Below are 18,449 nucleotides of genomic sequence, written 5' to 3'. Positions count from 1 at the left end.
TCAGTTAAATATTATCTAAAATTATTTTTTATAATTTGTTTTTATCAAAATTTTAATATCTTTGCAGCAAGATTACGTATCTGTTACTTACGAAGTAATGCGCTCTGCATTCCGTTACTTACGAAGTAACAGAAAACTTAAGCTCTACTCCACACATTCTTATTCCCGGTAGATATGTAATCAATTATTATCCGATTGGCTTTCTCAAGTTCATCGCCTCCAAAACTTTTCAGATATGTGCGGGTGACTTCCAATGAAGAATGTCCCAACCCTTCGGAAATGACTTCCTCCGGTACTTGACAGTACTTAGCAAGTGTAGCCCATGTATGGCGGGCGGTATATGAACTGACTTTTACACCTTCCACCCCACACAATGCGGGAAGTTTAGATAACTGTAAGTTCAGCTCACGAAGTTTCCTCTGATATTCTTCGAAAGCCTCTTTTTCTGAGTTAGCACCACTAAGAAGATTAAGGAGATAAGGAGAACATGCTTCACGATTACGATAGCGTTCAATCAACTCCATCGCTTCGGGAAGCACCTTCACACAGAGTTCCGTCCCCGTCTTCTGACGATGGCAAGTCAGCAAATCACCATTCAGATCGCCTTTATGCAAATGTGCCAAGTCGGTATAAGGCATTCCCTGCAGAAGCACCATCAACGAGAGGATATCTTGTGCTTGGCGCACTTTCGGCGGAAGTTGCCGTTTTTGGGGTGTATGCACGAGCTTTTGCATTTGCAAAGCCGTGACAGCCAGTTTCTTTTCCGAAACAACTCCCGTTTTCAAGTTTGCAAACAAGCGGAATTCACCTTTCACCAATCCACGATCTACCGCACGGTTATAAATCGCACGCAGCGCACGAATATAAGTGGAGATAGTATTGTAACTCTTTTGCTGATTTTCCATAAAAACCTGGAAATGCCGCAAAGCCCATCTATTAAGACCTCCCCAGAAGATTTCACCATCTCCTATGGATTCCGTAAATGCCCGCAAGGCATACTTGTAAATATTAGCAGTAGCAAAACGGCCTTCTTGCTGCAACTCTACAATGACTTCATTCATGAAGCCGGTTAAACTGTTTTGTTTCATAATTATATAATTAATAGTATAAAAATAAAAAGCACTACACGAACAGCGTCGTGTAGTGCTATGTTTAAAATGACAGCCTTTATCTATCGATTATTGAGATTTTGTATTTAGATAGATTTCACTGCTCATGGTTTGTTCTCCTTCCTACATTTAAAACGACACAAAGATAATAATGTTTTAGGGTAGACAGTGTGACAAAATGAAAAACCTTGCGACAGATAGGGTAAATATCAACTCAATTATTTATCTTTGTTAGCTTTTATAAGTTAGCATACAAAAAACAATAAATGCAATGAAGGATTTTTTTAAATTTACGCTGGCCACCATTACCGGTATAATCGTGTCAAGCGTCGTGTTATTTTTCGTCAGTATTCTGATAGTATTTGGTATGCTGTCTTCATCAGAGTCTGAAACTCAGGTACGTAAGAACTCGGTGATGATGCTCGACCTGAAAGGCATGCTTTCCGAACGCAGTCAGGACAATCCGTTCGAAATGTTCCTGAGCGACGATGAAACAACATATGGGTTGGATGACATCCTTTCGTCTATCCAAAAGGCTAAAGAGAATGAAAACATCAAAGGTATTTATCTGCAAGCCGGCTCTATGGGTATAGGTTTCGCCTCACTGGAAGAGATTCGCAAAGCATTGGCCGACTTCAAGACCAGCGGTAAGTTCGTAGTAGCTTACGGCGACCAATATACGCAACGCCTGTATTATCTGGCAAGCGTGGCTGACAAAGTATTACTGAATCCTCAAGGTGCCATCGGCTGGTACGGGCTGGCTTCCACCCCGATTTTCTATAAAGATCTGCTAAATAAAATCGGTGTTGAAATGCAGGTATTCAAAGTGGGTACTTACAAATCGGCAGTTGAACCGTTCATCTCAACAGAAATGAGCCCCGCTAACCGTGAACAGGTTACTGTATTCCTGAATGGTATCTGGGGACAAATGTTGAGTGATGTTTCCGAATCAAGAGGTGTGAGCAAAGAGAAACTGAATGAAGCCGCAGACAAGATGCTGATGTTCTATCCGGCAAAAGATTGTATGGAGTACGGACTTGCCGATACATTAATATATAAAAATGATGTGCGCAATTATCTGAAGACCATGGTCGGCATTGATGAGGATGACCGCATGCCGGTGCTGACTCTGAAAGATATGATAAACGTGAAGAAGAACGTTCCGAAGGATAAGAGTGGAAATATCGTTGCCGTGTATTATGCATACGGGGCTATTGACAACGGAGGTTCCCGTGCTGGTAGCGAAGAAGGAATCAACGCTGACAAAGTAATCCGCGACTTACGTAAGTTGAAAGACGATGAAGACGTGAAAGCCGTAGTACTGCGCGTGAATTCTCCGGGTGGTAGTGCTTATGGTTCGGAACAAATCTGGTATGCAGTGACTGAATTGAAGAAGGAGAAACCGGTGATTGTTTCAATGGGTGATTATGCTGCTTCAGGCGGTTACTACATTTCTTGTAATGCAGACAGTATCGTGGCTGACCCGACTACACTGACAGGTTCTATCGGTATCTTTGGTATGTTCCCCAACGTGAAGGGCCTGACAGACAAGATCGGTCTTTCATTCGATGCAGTCAAGACGAATACGTATGCCGACTTCGGCATGATGGGACGTCCGCTGAATGAAGGTGAAAAGGCTTTGATGCAGAATATGGTGAACGAAGGTTATGAACTTTTCGTGAAACGTTGCGCAGAAGGTCGTGGTATGACAACGGATGAAATCAAAAAAATAGCCGAAGGCCGTGTATGGACAGGTGCCAAAGCCAAAGAACTGGGCTTAGTGGATGAACTGGGAGGACTGGACAAAGCACTGGAAATGGCCATCGGAAAAGCTGGACTGGAAGCATACACTGTGATGTCTTATCCGGGCAAGAAGAGTTTCTTTGAAACGCTGATGGATACGAATCCGGGCGGATATATCCAATCCCGTATGTTGAAAGGCAAAGTCAGTGAAATCTATAACCAGTTCGACTGGCTGAACAATTTCGAGAATTACGATAAGATTCAGGCACGCGTTCCGTTTGAGTTGAACATCAATTAAAGAAAGGAGTGGATGGAAGAACCGCTTGTTAAGATACACTATTGGCTATACCCTGTCTCGTGGCTTTACGGGATAGGGGTAGGCCTGCGAAACAAACTCTTTGATTGGGGATTTTACCGGTCAAAGAGTTTTGACGTACCTGTGGTATGCGTCGGAAACCTCGCCGTGGGCGGAACGGGCAAGACGCCACACACGGAGTATCTTATCAAGCTGTTGCAACAAACGGGAGCTAACGTCGCTATGCTGAGCCGGGGTTACAAACGGAAAAGCAAAGGATACGTACTGGCTACAGACGAAACAAACGTAAAACGCATCGGTGACGAGCCTTATCAGATAAAAACCAAATTTCCCGGTATACGGGTGGCTGTGGACGAGAATCGTTGCCACGGTATCGAACAGTTGATGAAACTGGAAAATCCCAAAGTGGACGTGGTGTTATTGGATGATGCCTTTCAGCACCGGTATGTAAAAGCAGGTCTGAACATACTGCTGACGGATTTCCACAGACTGTTTTCAGACGACACACTGCTTCCGGCAGGTCGTCTGCGTGAACCGGAAGACGGCAAAAACCGGGCACATATCGTAATCGTGACGAAATGTCCGGAGGATATCAAACCCATAGATTTCAACATCATCACGAAAAGACTAAAGTTGTACCCGTATCAGCAACTCTATTTTTCATCATTCAGGTATGGTGCACTGACCCCATTATTCGGAGAGAAACGACGGACACTTGCTTCACTCGGAAAAGACGAACGGATATTGCTGGTGACGGGGATTGCCTCGCCTGCCACATTGGTGGAGAAACTGAAAGCACATACGCCCCACGTGGATTTATGCCAGTTTGATGACCATCATGATTTCAGCAATAAAGACCTGCAATTGATAAAGGAACGCTTCGAACACCTGGATGGAGAAAAGAAGCTGATTGTCACCACAGAAAAGGATGCGACAAGGTTGCAACATCATCCGGCACTGGCGGAAGCATTGAAACCGTGCTTGTACGTTTTGCCGATAGAGATAGAATTCTTACAAAATCAACAACATATATTTAACCAAAATATTATTGGCTATGTTAGAGCTCATTCAAGAAACAGCGGCTTACCTAAAAGGTAGGATGCACACACAACCAGAGACAGCGATTATCCTCGGAACCGGTTTAGGCAGTCTTGCCACTGAAATCACCGAGAAGTACGAAATAAAGTATGAGGAAATACCGAACTTCCCCGTATCGACGGTGGAAGGACACAGCGGAAAGCTGATATTCGGAAAGCTGGGCAACAAGGATATCATGGCAATGCAAGGCCGTTTCCATTACTATGAAGGTTACTCGATGAAGGAAGTGACGTTTCCTGTACGTGTGATGCGTGAGTTGGGCATCAAGACGCTGTTCGTTTCCAATGCGAGCGGCGGTACAAACCCGGATTTCGAAATCGGTGACCTGATGATTATTACAGACCACATCAATTACTTCCCCGAACACCCGTTGCGTGGCAAGAATATCCCATACGGACCACGTTTCCCGGATATGAGTGAAGCATACAATAAGGAACTAATTCGCAAGGCTGATGCGATTGCTGCGGAAAAAGGTATCAAAGTGCAACATGGCGTGTACGTCGGCACACAAGGTCCGACGTTTGAAACACCGGCTGAATACAAATTGTTCCATATCTTCGGTGCGGATGCAGTAGGCATGTCTACAGTGCCGGAAGTGATTGTTGCGAACCATTGTGGAATCAAAGTGTTTGGTATCTCTGTAATCACCGACCTCGGTGTGGAAGGCAAAATTGTAGAAGTGACGCACGAAGAAGTGCAGAAAGCTGCCGATGCTGCCCAACCGAAAATGACAGAGATAATGAGAGAATTGATAAACAGAGCGTAATCATGAGAACAGAAATAGCAAGCCTCGGTGAGTTCGGCCTCATCCGCCGATTGACCGAAGGCATTGAACTGAAAAATGAATCGAGCCGGTATGGTGTGGGCGATGATGCCGCCGTACTCTCCTACCCTGCCGAAAAGCAAGTGCTGATTACCACAGACTTGCTGATGGAAGGTGTACATTTCGATTTAGTCTATGTCCCACTGAAACATCTGGGCTATAAAGCTGCCGTTGTGAACTTCTCCGACATTTATGCCATGAATGGCACGCCGAAGCAGATAACGGTTTCACTGGCCCTTTCCAAACGTTTCTCCGTAGAAGATATGGAAGAACTATATGCCGGCATTCGTCTGGCATGTGAGGAGTATGATGTGGATATCGTAGGTGGTGACACTTCTTCTTCGCTCACAGGGCTGACAATCAGCATTACCTGTATCGGTGAAGCGGACAAGGATAAAGTGGTTTACCGGAATGGTGCTAAAGAGACGGACTTGGTTTGTGTGACCGGTGACTTGGGCGCCGCGTACATGGGATTACAATTATTGGAACGCGAGAAGATTGCTCTTAAAGGCAATACTGATTTACAGCCTGATTTTTCCGGCAAAGAATATCTTCTGGAACGCCAATTGAAACCGGAGGCCCGTCGTGACATTATTGAAAAGCTGGCAGAAGAGGGCATCCAGCCTACTTCCATGATGGATATTTCCGATGGTTTATCTTCTGAATTACTGCATATCTGTACACAAAGCAAGGTGGGTTGCCGTGTTTACGAGGAGCATATCCCCATTGACTACCAGACAGCCGTCATGGCGGAAGAGTTCAATATGAATCTGACTACTTGTGCCCTGAATGGTGGTGAAGACTATGAATTGTTGTTCACCGTCCCCATTGCCGACCATGAGAAGGTTTCTGAAATGGAAGGAGTGAAACTGATTGGGCATATCACCAAACCGGAGTTAGGTTGTGCATTAATTACCCGCGACGGTCAGGAGTTTGAACTGAAAGCACAAGGCTGGAACCCACTGAAAGGAGAAACATCCCAAGAGGAAAAAACAGACGAAAATAAGAAAACAGAGTAGAAATCAACTTTTTCTCTTAAAATATAAACGCTGATAATTAACTACATAGATATTTATCAGCGTTTTTTATGTCCAAACATCTTGCATAGTCCAAAACTTTCACTACCTTTGCAACCGCAAAAGAGAAAATATGGTGCCATAGCTCAGTTGGTAGAGCAAAGGACTGAAAATCCTTGTGTCCCCGGTTCGATTCCTGGTGGCACCACCAAAAAAGCTTTCACTTTTAGAAAACCCTTGAATTAGAGATAGTTCAAGGGTTCTTTTTTTACCCTCGCTACGCATTTCATTACATATTTGTGAAGTTGGATTTTGCCAATTCAGGGGCTTTTTTTAAGGCTTTGAAAAAAGCCATAAACACGCACCATATTTCATTGTTTTTCAACCATTTGTCAACATCAATCTCCGGTGTAAAAAAGTAATTTTGCACACACTACCGAATGAGCTTGAAATTGTGAAAGAAGTTTAAAACTACGGAATGTCCCATCAGAATGAAAAAAAGGAATCGAACCCGGGATACCAAAGGCAATTCGAACCTGGGAAAATGGGATTTTTATGGCTTTTCTATGGTTTTTCCACAAGCCGCTCAAAAAAGCCACCGAATTTAACACTTCGTCTCACCTCCTCATGCCATCCGGTTTTGACGAAACAATTGGATGTAACACTTCTAAAAAACAAAAGTGATGAAACAAGGAACAATGAACATTCTTTTTTTCGTGCTCAAAACGAAATTGTTGAAAAACGGTGAGGCGCCCGTACTGATGCGGATAACCATCAACGGAGACTATGACGACGCACGTATCCAAAGAAGCGTGCCTCTGAACTTATGGAACGCGGCCAAAGGATGCAGCAAAGGCAGGGACAGGGCATCCGTCGCATTGAACACCTATATTGCGGAATTACATGCCCGTGCCCTTGAGAAACACAAGGAACTGGTATTGGAACAGGCCCTGATTACCCCGAAACTAATCCTGAAACGAGTTTTCGGAAAAGATACCGGAATGCGTACGCTGCTCGGCACCATGCAGGAAGGCATCGAGGAAATGGAAAGCCTGGTGAATATAGACTATTCCCCTGTCACCATTAACCGATATAAGAATGTGGTGAAGAAATTGCGGCAGCTTATCCCCTCCTATTATGGCAAGGAGGACATCACCTTCCACGAATTGACACCGGAGTTCATCCATGCGTTCGACATCTACCTGAAAACGGAAGGAGGCTTGTGCCGGAACACGATAGTCCGCTACATGAAATGCTTCAAGAAATTCACCAATATGGCATTGGCAAAGGAATGGATGCGTAAGAATCCCTTTTACGGTTATAAGATGGAGCAGGACGAGACCGATCCGGTATTCCTGACCTACGACGAGCTACAGACCGTCATAAAGAAAAAATTCACGGTTCCCCGGCTTGAACTGGTCAGGGATGTCTTTGTCTTTGCCTGCTTCACCGGCCTGGCGTTCTCCGATGTAGCCGGCCTGAACAATGAGAATCTGGTGCAGGACAATCTCGGGGACTGGTGGATAAGGAAAGGAAGGGTCAAGCTGGAGCGCCGCAGAAAAGCGTCTTCCATCAGCAACATCCCGCTGCTGCCCGTTCCCCTGGCCATATTGGAAAAATACAGGGAACACCCGGTCTGCATAAAGAAAGGATGCTGCCTGCCTGTCTTATGCAACCAGAAAATGAACAGCTACCTCAAGGAAATCGCCGATTTCTGCGGCATAAAGAAAAATCTGACCACGCATGTGGCCCGCCATACTTTCGGGACCACCGTCACGCTCGCCAACAACGTTCCCTTGCAGGATGTGTCCGTCATGCTCGGGCATGCCTCCACACGCATGACCCAACATTACGCACGGGTCATGAACAGCAGCCTGAAAGAAGCCATGAACAATGTAAAGAAACGTATGGCGCAATAGACGTACAACACACCATTAAAGCCGTCCCCGCAAGGATGGCTTTTTTTGTATCCGAAAATCCATAAACACCTGCCATTCTTTCATTTTCTTACCCGCAAAGATAACCCTTTGCCTCTCTGATTACGCAAGGCGGCCCCTTTCAGGGGCTGGTTGGCTAAAAGAAAATCATCCTCGCTTCGCTCCGGTATTTTCTTTTGCCAAGCCTTGCACAATCAAGGCAAAGGGCTGCCCGGCAAGTAAGAAATCGAAACACTGGCTCCACGGAGCCGGTCATGTCTAACTTTAAAACAGTAGAAGTATGAACAAGATGACAGTAACCAAAGTACGAACAGGACAGGAAAATACGAATCCTGCAATCACCACGCTGGTCTATCGGGAAAAGAGTTATCCGGCACGGGAAGTACAAGGCAAAGACGGAAACTATACAGTTTCCGTAGAAAGGCTGGAACAGGAACTGCTGGATGGCATCAAAAGCCTCGACCCGGCAGCTTTCGAGCTGGACGAGAGCATAGCCTACTATTGCACGGAAGAGGAAATCCGCACACTGCCGGACGAAGAACTGGACGAAATGATTTACAGCTGACATCAAAAAAGCAATGGTTATGACTGAAACGACAGCAACAAAGGTCCGGGAAGAACAAGTAACGGACCTTACCGTAAAGAACGCACACCGGGTCACGATGGTCCGGGAAAAGGGTACGGACCATCCTCCCGTACCGTTCCATTTCAGAAAGGAGCATCACGGAATGCACCACTTTGTACATCTGTACGGAAATCCGGAAGACCGGAACGAATTGCATTCCAGTAACTTCAAAGACTGGGAAGCCATAGCATTCAAACATCCGGGCTATCTGGAGGATATGTGGAAACAGGCCTGCGACGCATACGCCTGGAGTTCCTTCGATCCGGAGATTCGCGGAGAAACGGACATCATGGTTTACGGGGAGGAGCTGCACAACGACCTGCAACTCATGCCGGAAGGGGAACGGGAAACCTATATCACCGCCTACCGGCAAAAGCTGTCCGCCCAGCTCTCGGCCCTCTCGCGCTGCGCCAACCCGATGGTGACGGGACGGGGCGGATTTGATTACCGCAGGCAGGAAAAAATGAACAAAAGCTACCGGAACCGCTACGAGGAATTCCGCGATTGGCGGCAAAAGGTCCTTGTATCCGTCAAACGGAAACAGGAAACCGCCAGACCGGAGGAAGAGAAGCGGGAAAAGGCATGGCAGACGCTCAAACGCGACATCAGGAGCAGCGCCGACACCATCCACGGGATTGATACCGGACAATGCCGGGGCTACAGCCGTGCCCTGTTCGTCAGCAGCATCCTGAACAAGGTCTCCACCCTTGCCAATCACGGGGAAGTGGAAATCGTCCGCAGAGCGGTGGACTTCATTTCCGAATATAACGCAAGGGTGAAGAAACCCGTCATCACCCAAAGAAACAAATTCTTCCAATTGCCGGAACTTGCGGAACGGATGCGCGAAAAGTTGAAAGCGGTGCAAAGTCAGGAAAGCAAGGAAGTGCCGTTCGAGGGCGGAACACTTGTATGGAACTATGGGGAAGACCGCCTTCAAATCCTGTTTGACAGAATTCCCGAAGACAGCAGACGCAAGGAACTGAAATCCGCCGGATTCCGCTGGTCACCCAAAAACAAGGCATGGCAACGGCAACTTACCTCCAATGCACTCAGTGCCGCCAAGAGAGTGTTGAACCTTCAAAACATCTGAGCCATGAAAAATGCAAGACCCGGATTCGTCATCGACCCGTACCGTTTCGACGGGAGCTTCCTTACCTCCATGTCGGACGGCATACACTGCGATTATACCCACAAGACGCTGGAAGAGCTGAGAGCCGGAGAGGACAATCCCCGGCTTGTCACCGTCTCAAGGAACACGGCAGACAAGATGTTCCGTATCCACTTGAAATCCAAGTGCCTTCCGTTCAAGGAAATAACAGAAAGCCAATACTATGAGAACATGGATATGCTGCCGCCCGTCCGACATACCAGAAATTTCTTTTTCATCGGCGAGCCCTGCTTCAGAGACCTGTACACATTCTGTTTTCATGTGGAAGGACGTTATTTCACCGGACTGCGCTCCGTCACCACACCCAGAAAAGAACTGGAAAGGCAGATGGAGGGACATTACCGGAGCCTCACTTTCAGAGGCGGTGTCACCAAAGGGCCGGCCTGTGCCATTACCGGCAAAACAAACAGGCAGTATCTTCTCACACCCTATTTCTTCACTGATACGGACGGAGAGAAAAAATTCATCTGCAACCTGGTCACCGGCCCGGATGAGGAGCCGGATATTCGAAACGCAAGAAAAAACATGGCGGAAATCCTGCTCAGCCTGCGCCGCCATCATTTCCTCTATTTCTCCGCACACAAGAGGCGGGATGATATGGAAATCTTTCTGGAAGAGGCAAAAAAACGAAGGCACACCCTGCTGGCAAACGGAAAACTTCTCCAGTTCCCCATGAACCGGGAGTCCGTATCATTTACCGGAACGGTCAAGGAAACGCAAGAGCCGTTCTTCTTCCGGATTTATGACAGGGACTTGTTCCTGTACCTGCTATACGCCTTACGCAATATCAGAAGAGAAAAGGCGGAAATGTAAATTGAATAATCAACCCGGTATGGCGACAGCCCGATAACGGCAGTCGTCATATCTCAAAAAAATGATGGAATCATGAAAACAATGACCGAAGAATCGTTGCAACGCAAACTTGCACGTCTGGAGTCCGCCCTGGACACCGAAAGGGCACGCCTGAGAAAGGCGTGTGACAAAATCCCCTGGGGAGCCGGGATGCGGCGTACAAAATGTACCCCGTCATTCCGAAGAGAGAATGAACTGATTGAAAAAATAAAGGTGGTGAAACTGCAACTTTCCCAAATGCGTACAGTCAACACCCTTGCCGGACAATAATTCGAATAGACAAATGAACACAACAATTTTGACAGAAAACCATCCACAATCATCAGGTGGTCACCGGACGGAAAGCAGTCTGAATATGCCCCCGAAATCCTGGAAAGACTATGTCCCCCGATATGTCAGCCTCTACTATGTGGACTACAATGAGAATCTGGACAACCATGAGGACTTGCAGGAACGGTGCATCCGACGGAACAGCCTCCATCCATTGGAAGAACAGGTCTGGGAATGGTATGCCGAACAGGAGCACGACAACCTGCAAGAGTATCTTGCAGATATAAGGAAAGCCATGGAAGCGGACGGAAAAGCCGACGAATATGCCCGAAATGAAGAAGGCATAAAAGACCTGCTTTACGAACGGAACAGCATCGATCCGACAGATGAGCTGATAGACAACTCCGCCGTCACCAACATGTTCTATTCCCTGGGAGTGGAGATAGAAGGATACGTGTACGGAAGTAACGCACGCAAAGAGTCCGAAGCCATCTCCCTCCGTAAAATCAGGCGGGTGTTCAAGCTGAAGAAAGGGCAGTTTGCCGATGAGCTTCATGAGCTTCTGACCAATGCCCCATACGGAGGCGAGCTCCGCATCTATTTCAATGCCATATTCTCCAGACTGTTCACGGGAGATACCGGAAATGATTTCAAGCGCATCCGGTTCTACGGAGATGTCATCGTTGCCATTGCGGACAGCCGCAACGGTGCAGGATACCATGTCAGGCTGCCAACGGACATCACCCTCCCGTTTTGCAGGGACAACCTCTTTACGGACTCCCAAGTGCATTATTCCTATGCCAATGAAATCTGCGGGATGCTGAACAGCTGGTGTGATTCCACCCGGTGGAAAACCGGAATGAAGCCGTTGAAGTCCACCATGCGGAAAAGCCGCATGAGCGAGCATCAGAAACAGGAAGCCCTTTATGAAAAAAGATTCCGGGAAGGCGGATGCACCTTGGGAGACATGAACCATAAGCGCCACAGGAACACCTATTATATAAACAGTTTCCCATGTGGAACCAAATGTCCGCATTGCGGCACATTCTGGATTGACTGAAAACAACTACACAAGAACGAATCAGATACCAATTCAAAAAATAAGATTATGGACAATCAAAAAGCAAAAATGTTGGGCGAGAATCTTGCCCACTACAAGAGAATGCAGGAAAACGGTACTGTGGACATAATCGAGTTCCACACAACCGACGGTCAGAAATTCGGAATCGGCAATGTCGCCGCCATCCAACTACTACTTTCAGTAACCGTAACCGAGCTGGAACGCCAGTTGCATACAGCCCGTTTCGGCGACATTCCGGAACGACTGGAGGAAAGCCGTGAATACAAGACGGCCAGGAAACTGGAACAGGCGTTGAATGACATGGGGTTCAATCCGGAACGTTTCGCCGAAACCCTTCCCTATTTTCACAAGACATTGGAACAGGCTTTCTTCAGAGTGATGAAAGCATGCATCATCGGTATGGCAAAACGTGAGCCGAGCCATATTGACGGGCGCAACAGGGCGGCTTACGAGATGTGCCGGATGCTGGCCCCCATGTTGGAAGACACCGCCTTGCCTTTCATTTGAAAGCATGAAATCCCAAAATGACCGGAGAACGGACTTCAAAGCGGAAAAGCCGAGGTCCGCTTCTTCATTGTTTAACGACAGATAAAACGCAAAAGTCATGAAAATCCTGAATGAAGAACATTTCGAGAATGTAAAGCGCTATGCTGAATCCATCGGCGACACCTCGCTCCAAAAATGTCTGGACCGGTTGAAGAGTTGGGAGGAAAATCCCGACCGGCCCAGCGAGATTTCACTCTGTTATGACCATGCCCCATACTCGTTCGGCTTCACACAACGCTATCCCGACGGAAAAACTGGTATCGTGGGAGGTCTGCTCTATCACGGAATTCCTGACAGATCGTTCGCCATAACATTGCAGCCGTTCCACGGATGGCAGATACATACCTGAAAAGCATGAAATTCCAAAATGACCGGAAAGCGGACTTCAGAACTGAAAAGCTGAGGTCCGCTTTTTCATTTCTTGCTGTAAAGATAGCCGTTTGCCGGGATGATTGCGCAAGGCGGCCCCTTGCAGGGGCTGGGTTGGCTGAAAGAAAATCATCCTCGCTCCGCTCCGGTATTTTCTTTTGCCAAGCCTTGCACAATCCCCGGCAAACAGGCAGGAAAGACATCAAGAAATAAAAATGCCTACCCGTGTAGGCAGATGTCTCACTAAAAAAGAACAGATATGGAAACACTGGATTACAACCAAATGCTGCTTGTCTCCCTGTGGCAATACAACCATCACGGGGATGAGGAACTGACTCCCGCGCTTTTTGAAGAAACGTTCGGGAAGGTCGACGGAAGCCACTACTACGAGAAATGGACCGGCTATTTCAACCGGAACCTCTGGGACATAATCGCCTATTTCAGAAGCGAGAAGGAGAACGGACAGAAATTCTGTGACATGGTTGCCCGCCAGGTCGGATTGTACCAACAAAACCGGTCATGACATGGAATACAGTAACTTTTATGACCTGAAAAGCCTGGTCCGGCTCAATGAGCGTGAAGGATGCGCATGTTCCATAGAGGAGCGCGATGTGGAGAAAGTGAACCGGCTGATCTCCAGGATGCGGAAAGAGCGGGAAGAGAACCCGGCACCCGTAGCCGGAGACACCGTCACTTATACCACCCGTGGCGGCGACTACTATCCGCAGGCGCACATTGAAAGAAGCGATGGCCGGGAAGCCCAGCTCTGCCTTCTTCCCCGGATGCCGTTCTGCCATGAGAAAGAAGGACGGACCTGTTATAACACGGAAGGAGGACCTTGGGTTACGACAGACCCGGGATTATTACTTCCGGACGGCATACGCGGCAAACAGTTCCGGACATGGGGGCATACCGGAAGACACGAGAACGGCGCGGTCCTGTTCCGCACATCCGTCAGGGCATGGAAATATACGGAACCTGAACCCTTGTACGGAGAGTACACCACAAAAGAATGGACAAAATACCTCATCGAACGCCGGCAGGACATTGAGCCGGCAGGCGCGTTCATTTACCGGAACGAATCATTCACTGTCTACTCCAAGGAAGAACTGGACCGGATGGTCGGGATCCTGCACGGAAGACTTTTCGACGGATTCCGCCAAGGCCTGTTCATACTATGGGGATACCGGATGGAATGGAAGGAACTCCCCGCATGGGAATGGAACATGCTGAAAGCGGAAACCCACCTCTCTTTCCTTGGTGTTTCCCCCGTCAGGATACGGACAGACCATGACGGGCATACAGTAACCATCTATAAAAAATCAGAATAATATGGCACAGTACAACACTCCGCAAGCGTTACGTCCGCTTGAGAAGCTTATCTGCGATTTCGCATATTCGAACGGATACGAGCCGATGTCCGTCTTCAACGATTTCCTGCGTTACGTCACCCACGGGTTCTCACCCGGTGCGCCGCCCGTCAAGGACTGGAAATACAAACGGCAGCAGAACCGTTTCTTCATGGAACTGCTTGCCGGATGGATACAGCTCATGCAGCGGGAATTGCAGACCCGTGAGTGGTTCGACGCGTTCGGTGACCTGTTCATGGCCCTCTCTTCCCGGAGCGGGCAGCAGGCGCACGGACAGTTCTTCACCCCCGTGCACATCTGTGACCTGATGGTACAATGTACCGGTACGGATGAGAAAACGACCGGCAAACGGATGAATGACCCGACTTGCGGAAGCGGAAGGCTGCTACTGGCGTACCACGTACGCAATTTGGGCAATTACCTGGTTGCGGAGGACATCAGCCGTACCTGCTGCCTGATGACCGTCTGCAACATGCTCATACACGGATGCGTGGGTGAGGTCATCCAGCATGACAGCCTGCTCCCCGAGGACTTCAAGGACGGATGGTTCGTGAATCCTGTCCTGACGACGACCGGCATTCCCACCATCCGGAAAATGAGCGAGGACGAATACCGGACAAGCCGGAACATCCCCCTTTCCGGCCTGAAACAGCGTATGGCACAATTCCAAAAGCGGAAGGATGCCCCGGTATCCCGTCCCACATGTTTAACTTCTAAAAAAACAATATCATGAAACTTTATGCAAGCAACGAACTGAAATCCCGTCTGACGCATGCGGCGGCAAACGGAAGTGTAATCGCGGCGGACATCCTGTCCGAGTTGAAGAAAAACCGCCCGGCGCAGGAGATTATCCGGGGATCATATAATTTCCTGTCCACCAAACGGAAGTGGACGGACTGCGGTTCCTTCCGGAAAATCCGGATTGTGTTCACCGCCTTCAACAAGGACCCGGAACATCCCAATTTCCCGGACAGGAACAACCCTCAGGCACCCTGGTTCCCTGAAAACCGGACAGACCTGGAACCATCCACCTTCATCGAACAGTTCAAGAACCTGCGGGAATACACATCCTGCGAGATCAGTTATTTCCGCAGCGCCATCACGCTCGACAGCAAAGTTTCCGTCAGGTTGCATACGGGAATGAATGATTTCCTGGACGCCTATCAGGAATCCAACTACAGTTCCATTACGGACGGAGACACGTCCACCCTGCACAATTCATGTATGCGGTACGAAGACAAGGCGCGCAATGCGGCGGATTTCTACGCCAACTTCGCGGGTGCCGGCATCCTGGTAGCGAGGGACGAAGGGAACAACGTGATCGGAAGGGCCGTCGTATGGAGGAAAGCCGTGTGGAACACAACCGGAATGCCGGCCATACAGGTTTCCGTACTGGACCGTATCTATACGTCACATGCCTTTGTCATGGATTTGATCAAGGAGCAGGCGGGAAGCCTCGGCATCAACCTACGGAAGAAATACAACGACTATACGCATCCGGAAGATTTCATCAGCATGAGCCAGATACCCGGAATGGCAGAGGAACCCGGCACGGAAGTGCATGTCCGGCTGTCGGTGAAGGTGCCGGCATTCCGGTGGCACAAAAAAGGGGTTCCCTATCTGGATACGTTCCATTACATCCACCTGAACGGTAGCAGGCTGGAACTGACCAATCACAACGGCTGTACGGCGATCGCCTCCTGCCAGCACACACAGGGGTGTGCAACAGCCTTGAGGTATGTATGCCCACAATGCGGAGGCATACATGAGGACAGCAACAGACTGTACTGCAACGTGTGTTACCCCCTCTATTATACACAAACGGCCTTCGGCACGATCATGAAAGGGACTCCGGTGGAATACAAGGGAAAAATCTATCCCTCCACGCTGTTCAAAAAGGGACGGCCCATACCCGGATTCAAAAGCTACCTGCAAATTCAGAAATTATTCATCTCTTAAATATCAGAATATGGAAAGATTAATGGCCCTTTACAACATCTCTTCTCCCTCAGGCGGGGAGAAGCGGATGGCCCGGTTTATCACAGACGAGCTCAGACGCATGGGAATCGCTTACCGGAAAGACAGGCATGGCAACATCTACGCGGTCAAAGGCAACCGGAAAAGCTACCCCTGTGTCGTGGCACACATGGACGAAGTGCACCGCCGCAAGACAGGCACGTATGCAGCCCACCTTGTCGCGGAATCGATGATTGTCGGATACGACCATAAACACAGACGGATGACCGGAATCGGTGCCGATGACAAGAACGGCATCTGGGTCTGTTTGAAGTGCCTGGAAAGTTTCAAGGCGATGAAATGTGCTTTCTTCGTACAGGAAGAAAACGGATGCATAGGCAGCCGGAAAGCCGACATGGATTTCTTTGCGGACTGCCGCTTCGTCATCGGATGTGACCGCAAGGGCAACGGTGACATCATTACAAGAGTCCACGGGATGGAACTCTGCTCGGAGGAATTCCTGGAGACCGTCAGTCCCGGCAGATACGGGTATCACCCGGCAAGCGGGCTGAGCACGGACGTGCATACCCTGAAGGCAAGGGGACTGTCCGTATCCTGCATCAACCTCTCCTGCGGCTATTACGAACCTCATACGGACAGGGAATACACCATCTGGGAGGACTTATGCAAGTGTTACCGCTTCGTCAGGCACATTGTCTGCTGCCACAAGAACGTCAGTCCCCACAAGGCGAGAACGGAAAAGACCTTCATACACGGTTACTACGAACTGTTCGGAATGACCGGATACAGTGAGAAGGAATATATCCGCTTCATGAAAAAATACGGGATGGAACCTCCCGTCCAAAACAAGACAGGCCATGGGAACAAATTATGATTTTATCGAACTCTACAACATGGCGGGCAACCGCTTCTTCGGCGGGTTTTCCTGCCTGGAGGCGGCAAAGCCGCATTTGGACAAACTGAGGGAGAAAGGTGAGCTGCCCGCAATAAACCATGCATTGCTCATGTACGAATACAGGCATGACAAGAATCAGGGGTATGTGCGGACCGGAATCAGGACCATCCATTACAGGAACGGATGGAGAATAAAGAAATAAACCTATCATTAAAAAACAAGAATATGGAAGTAACAGTAATGCCGAATCCTGCATCGGTAGAAAAACAGCAGGGATTGAACCAGGTGGTCATAAACAAGGTACAACGGATGGTGGAAGGCAAACGGCAGGGAGTCATGGAGACCATCGCACGGCTGCTTGACGAAGGAAAAATAGCGCAGGACTTCATCGCCCCCATCGGGGTGAACCTGCGCGGCAAGGAGAAACAGCCTGTCATTTCATTCCGCGCGGCGGACCGGGTGCAAATGACCATGCCGGAGGGAAATTTCAGTCTGCACGGCAATGCCATCAGCCAGATTTCGGAAAAGATGGGGGTGCCGGCCAAGTACCTGCGCGAACTGTCCGGTGGCGATGTATGGCAGAAACAGCTTTGCGCCACCATCCTTAATGAGCATTCGGGCTGGACCGCGCGCACACGGGTACTTATCCGGGCGGTAGGCATGGAAGTGCGGGGCGTACTGTCCGACTCGTACCGGCGGCTCAATTCGGTGGATATCCTGACCGCATTCATCCGGGAGGCGGCCAATCAGGGGGCGGTCGTATCGGACGCCTACATGAATGACACCAAGGTCTGGTGCGAGACCATCCTGCCCACACCCATTGAGATTCCCACCAGAAAGAACGGGACGGTCATCATCTTTGCCGGGGCACGCTTTTCCACTTCCGACTATGGCAACGGCTCCGTGGACATGCGTTCGTTCCTGCTCAACGGGGCATGCCTGAACGGGATGGTACGTGAATCCGTCATGCGGCAGGTGCATCTGGGGGCAAGACTGCCCGATTCACTGGCACTGTCGCAGAAGACCTACGAACTGGACACGCAGACGACCGTATCGGCGGTATCGGATCTGACCAAAGGACTGTACAACAAGGATACCCTTATGCAGAAAGCCATCGAAATACAAAGTGCTTCGGAAATAGATGTGGACTTCGACAAGGAGCTCAAACAACTGGTGCAGAAAGGCGGCCTGCTGAAGAACGAAGGGCGCGAAGTGGAAAAATTATTGATGAACAACAATCCGGAGGACGGAGTG

Annotated in this window: 20 protein-coding genes, 1 tRNA gene and 1 pseudogene; 20 read left to right on the top strand and 2 right to left on the bottom strand. The window is 48.9% G+C overall.

Annotated features, from left to right (window positions below):
• Nucleotides 1-137: 137 nt before the first annotated feature.
• Nucleotides 138-1,088: a site-specific integrase gene (locus tag QZ135_RS19055; RefSeq protein WP_294612986.1), complete on the bottom strand. Its 951-nt coding sequence runs from the start codon at nt 1,086-1,088 to the stop codon at nt 138-140.
• Nucleotides 1,089-1,380: 292 nt separating this feature from the next.
• Between QZ135_RS19055 and sppA the strand changes: the two genes are divergently transcribed.
• From sppA to QZ135_RS18990, 13 genes are all read left to right on the top strand, one after another.
• Complete coding sequence (gene sppA / locus QZ135_RS19050) at nt 1,381-3,150, top strand: signal peptide peptidase SppA (RefSeq protein WP_294612983.1); 1,770 nt, start codon at nt 1,381-1,383, stop codon at nt 3,148-3,150.
• Nucleotides 3,151-3,162: 12 nt separating this feature from the next.
• Entirely contained in the window at nt 3,163-4,266 is a 1,104-nt protein-coding gene (gene lpxK, locus QZ135_RS19045) for a tetraacyldisaccharide 4'-kinase (protein ID WP_294612979.1), read from the top strand.
• Complete coding sequence (locus QZ135_RS19040) at nt 4,223-5,032, top strand: purine-nucleoside phosphorylase (RefSeq protein WP_294612976.1); 810 nt, start codon at nt 4,223-4,225, stop codon at nt 5,030-5,032. Before lpxK ends, QZ135_RS19040 begins: the two co-directional genes overlap by 44 nt.
• Nucleotides 5,033-5,034: 2 nt before the next feature.
• Nucleotides 5,035-6,108, top strand: a complete 1,074-nt coding sequence (gene thiL / locus QZ135_RS19035) for a thiamine-phosphate kinase (protein WP_294612973.1) — start codon at nt 5,035-5,037, stop codon at nt 6,106-6,108.
• 132 nt (nt 6,109-6,240) lie between these two features.
• A tRNA-Phe gene (locus QZ135_RS19030) sits at nt 6,241-6,316 on the top strand.
• A 472-nt stretch (nt 6,317-6,788) separates the two neighbouring features.
• Nucleotides 6,789-8,024, top strand: a complete 1,236-nt coding sequence (locus QZ135_RS19025) for a site-specific integrase (RefSeq protein WP_208080726.1) — start codon at nt 6,789-6,791, stop codon at nt 8,022-8,024.
• 298 nt (nt 8,025-8,322) lie between these two features.
• Nucleotides 8,323-8,607, top strand: a complete 285-nt coding sequence (locus QZ135_RS19020) for a hypothetical protein (RefSeq protein ID WP_005682994.1) — start codon at nt 8,323-8,325, stop codon at nt 8,605-8,607.
• A gap of 19 nt (nt 8,608-8,626) precedes the next feature.
• On the top strand, nt 8,627-9,757 hold the full coding sequence (locus tag QZ135_RS19015; protein WP_057280036.1) for a hypothetical protein: 1,131 nt from the start codon (nt 8,627-8,629) through the stop codon (nt 9,755-9,757).
• A gap of 3 nt (nt 9,758-9,760) precedes the next feature.
• The gene (locus QZ135_RS19010; protein ID WP_057098517.1) at nt 9,761-10,648 is read left to right on the top strand and encodes a hypothetical protein; all 888 of its coding nucleotides are present in this window, start codon (nt 9,761-9,763) and stop codon (nt 10,646-10,648) included.
• Nucleotides 10,649-10,720: 72 nt separating this feature from the next.
• Entirely contained in the window at nt 10,721-10,957 is a 237-nt protein-coding gene (locus tag QZ135_RS19005; protein ID WP_054349558.1) for a hypothetical protein, read from the top strand.
• Between the two features lie 85 nt (nt 10,958-11,042).
• Nucleotides 11,043-12,017: a hypothetical protein gene (locus tag QZ135_RS19000; protein WP_057280051.1), complete on the top strand. Its 975-nt coding sequence runs from the start codon at nt 11,043-11,045 to the stop codon at nt 12,015-12,017.
• 48 nt (nt 12,018-12,065) lie between these two features.
• Nucleotides 12,066-12,545 (top strand): hypothetical protein, encoded by a 480-nt coding sequence (locus QZ135_RS18995; RefSeq protein ID WP_005682989.1) that lies wholly within the window; start codon nt 12,066-12,068, stop codon nt 12,543-12,545.
• A 97-nt stretch (nt 12,546-12,642) separates the two neighbouring features.
• A complete protein-coding gene (locus tag QZ135_RS18990) occupies nt 12,643-12,933 on the top strand; it encodes a DUF4120 family protein (protein ID WP_054349557.1) in 291 nt (96 codons plus the stop codon).
• A 36-nt stretch (nt 12,934-12,969) separates the two neighbouring features.
• Here QZ135_RS18990 and QZ135_RS24965 read toward each other — a convergent pair.
• Nucleotides 12,970-13,156: pseudogene (locus QZ135_RS24965) on the bottom strand (hypothetical protein).
• Nucleotides 13,157-13,212: 56 nt separating this feature from the next.
• Between QZ135_RS24965 and QZ135_RS18985 the strand changes: the two are divergent.
• From QZ135_RS18985 to QZ135_RS18955, 7 genes are all read left to right on the top strand, one after another.
• Nucleotides 13,213-13,476, top strand: coding sequence for a hypothetical protein (locus QZ135_RS18985; protein WP_054349556.1), 264 nt, complete (start codon nt 13,213-13,215; stop codon nt 13,474-13,476).
• A 1-nt stretch (nt 13,477) separates the two neighbouring features.
• Nucleotides 13,478-14,284 carry a DUF4121 family protein gene (locus QZ135_RS18980; RefSeq protein WP_057280039.1) on the top strand — a complete coding sequence of 269 codons (807 nt, stop codon included), beginning with the start codon at nt 13,478-13,480 and terminating at the stop codon, nt 14,282-14,284.
• 1 nt (nt 14,285) lies between these two features.
• Nucleotides 14,286-15,056: an N-6 DNA methylase gene (locus QZ135_RS18975; RefSeq protein ID WP_057280040.1), complete on the top strand. Its 771-nt coding sequence runs from the start codon at nt 14,286-14,288 to the stop codon at nt 15,054-15,056.
• Nucleotides 15,053-16,282 (top strand): hypothetical protein, encoded by a 1,230-nt coding sequence (locus QZ135_RS18970; RefSeq protein ID WP_294612952.1) that lies wholly within the window; start codon nt 15,053-15,055, stop codon nt 16,280-16,282. The genes QZ135_RS18975 and QZ135_RS18970 overlap by 4 nt, the downstream gene beginning before the upstream one ends.
• A 10-nt stretch (nt 16,283-16,292) precedes the next feature.
• Nucleotides 16,293-17,174, top strand: a complete 882-nt coding sequence (locus QZ135_RS18965; RefSeq protein ID WP_135035926.1) for a hypothetical protein — start codon at nt 16,293-16,295, stop codon at nt 17,172-17,174.
• Nucleotides 17,158-17,397 carry a hypothetical protein gene (locus tag QZ135_RS18960; protein ID WP_032838658.1) on the top strand — a complete coding sequence of 80 codons (240 nt, stop codon included), beginning with the start codon at nt 17,158-17,160 and terminating at the stop codon, nt 17,395-17,397. The genes QZ135_RS18965 and QZ135_RS18960 overlap by 17 nt, the downstream gene beginning before the upstream one ends.
• A gap of 23 nt (nt 17,398-17,420) precedes the next feature.
• The coding region (locus QZ135_RS18955) for a hypothetical protein (protein WP_294612943.1) at nt 17,421-18,449 on the top strand (1,029 nt) is incomplete at its 3' end.

The organism is uncultured Bacteroides sp. (assembly GCF_905207245.1).
Taxonomy (GTDB): domain Bacteria; phylum Bacteroidota; class Bacteroidia; order Bacteroidales; family Bacteroidaceae; genus Bacteroides.
The sequence above is the reverse complement of the archived record's forward strand: the minus strand, read 5'-3'. Positions and strand labels throughout refer to the sequence as shown.

Coding starts and splice junctions, on each gene's coding strand:
- QZ135_RS19055 (WP_294612986.1), bottom strand. CDS start 1,088: ATGAAACAAAACAGTTTAACCGGCTTCATGAATGAAGTCATTGTAGAG.
- sppA (WP_294612983.1), top strand. CDS start 1,381: ATGAAGGATTTTTTTAAATTTACGCTGGCCACCATTACCGGTATAATC.
- lpxK (WP_294612979.1), top strand. CDS start 3,163: ATGGAAGAACCGCTTGTTAAGATACACTATTGGCTATACCCTGTCTCG.
- QZ135_RS19040 (WP_294612976.1), top strand. CDS start 4,223: ATGTTAGAGCTCATTCAAGAAACAGCGGCTTACCTAAAAGGTAGGATG.
- thiL (WP_294612973.1), top strand. CDS start 5,035: ATGAGAACAGAAATAGCAAGCCTCGGTGAGTTCGGCCTCATCCGCCGA.
- QZ135_RS19025 (WP_208080726.1), top strand. CDS start 6,789: ATGAAACAAGGAACAATGAACATTCTTTTTTTCGTGCTCAAAACGAAA.
- QZ135_RS19020 (WP_005682994.1), top strand. CDS start 8,323: ATGAACAAGATGACAGTAACCAAAGTACGAACAGGACAGGAAAATACG.
- QZ135_RS19015 (WP_057280036.1), top strand. CDS start 8,627: ATGACTGAAACGACAGCAACAAAGGTCCGGGAAGAACAAGTAACGGAC.
- QZ135_RS19010 (WP_057098517.1), top strand. CDS start 9,761: ATGAAAAATGCAAGACCCGGATTCGTCATCGACCCGTACCGTTTCGAC.
- QZ135_RS19005 (WP_054349558.1), top strand. CDS start 10,721: ATGAAAACAATGACCGAAGAATCGTTGCAACGCAAACTTGCACGTCTG.
- QZ135_RS19000 (WP_057280051.1), top strand. CDS start 11,043: ATGCCCCCGAAATCCTGGAAAGACTATGTCCCCCGATATGTCAGCCTC.
- QZ135_RS18995 (WP_005682989.1), top strand. CDS start 12,066: ATGGACAATCAAAAAGCAAAAATGTTGGGCGAGAATCTTGCCCACTAC.
- QZ135_RS18990 (WP_054349557.1), top strand. CDS start 12,643: ATGAAAATCCTGAATGAAGAACATTTCGAGAATGTAAAGCGCTATGCT.
- QZ135_RS18985 (WP_054349556.1), top strand. CDS start 13,213: ATGGAAACACTGGATTACAACCAAATGCTGCTTGTCTCCCTGTGGCAA.
- QZ135_RS18980 (WP_057280039.1), top strand. CDS start 13,478: ATGGAATACAGTAACTTTTATGACCTGAAAAGCCTGGTCCGGCTCAAT.
- QZ135_RS18975 (WP_057280040.1), top strand. CDS start 14,286: ATGGCACAGTACAACACTCCGCAAGCGTTACGTCCGCTTGAGAAGCTT.
- QZ135_RS18970 (WP_294612952.1), top strand. CDS start 15,053: ATGAAACTTTATGCAAGCAACGAACTGAAATCCCGTCTGACGCATGCG.
- QZ135_RS18965 (WP_135035926.1), top strand. CDS start 16,293: ATGGAAAGATTAATGGCCCTTTACAACATCTCTTCTCCCTCAGGCGGG.
- QZ135_RS18960 (WP_032838658.1), top strand. CDS start 17,158: ATGGGAACAAATTATGATTTTATCGAACTCTACAACATGGCGGGCAAC.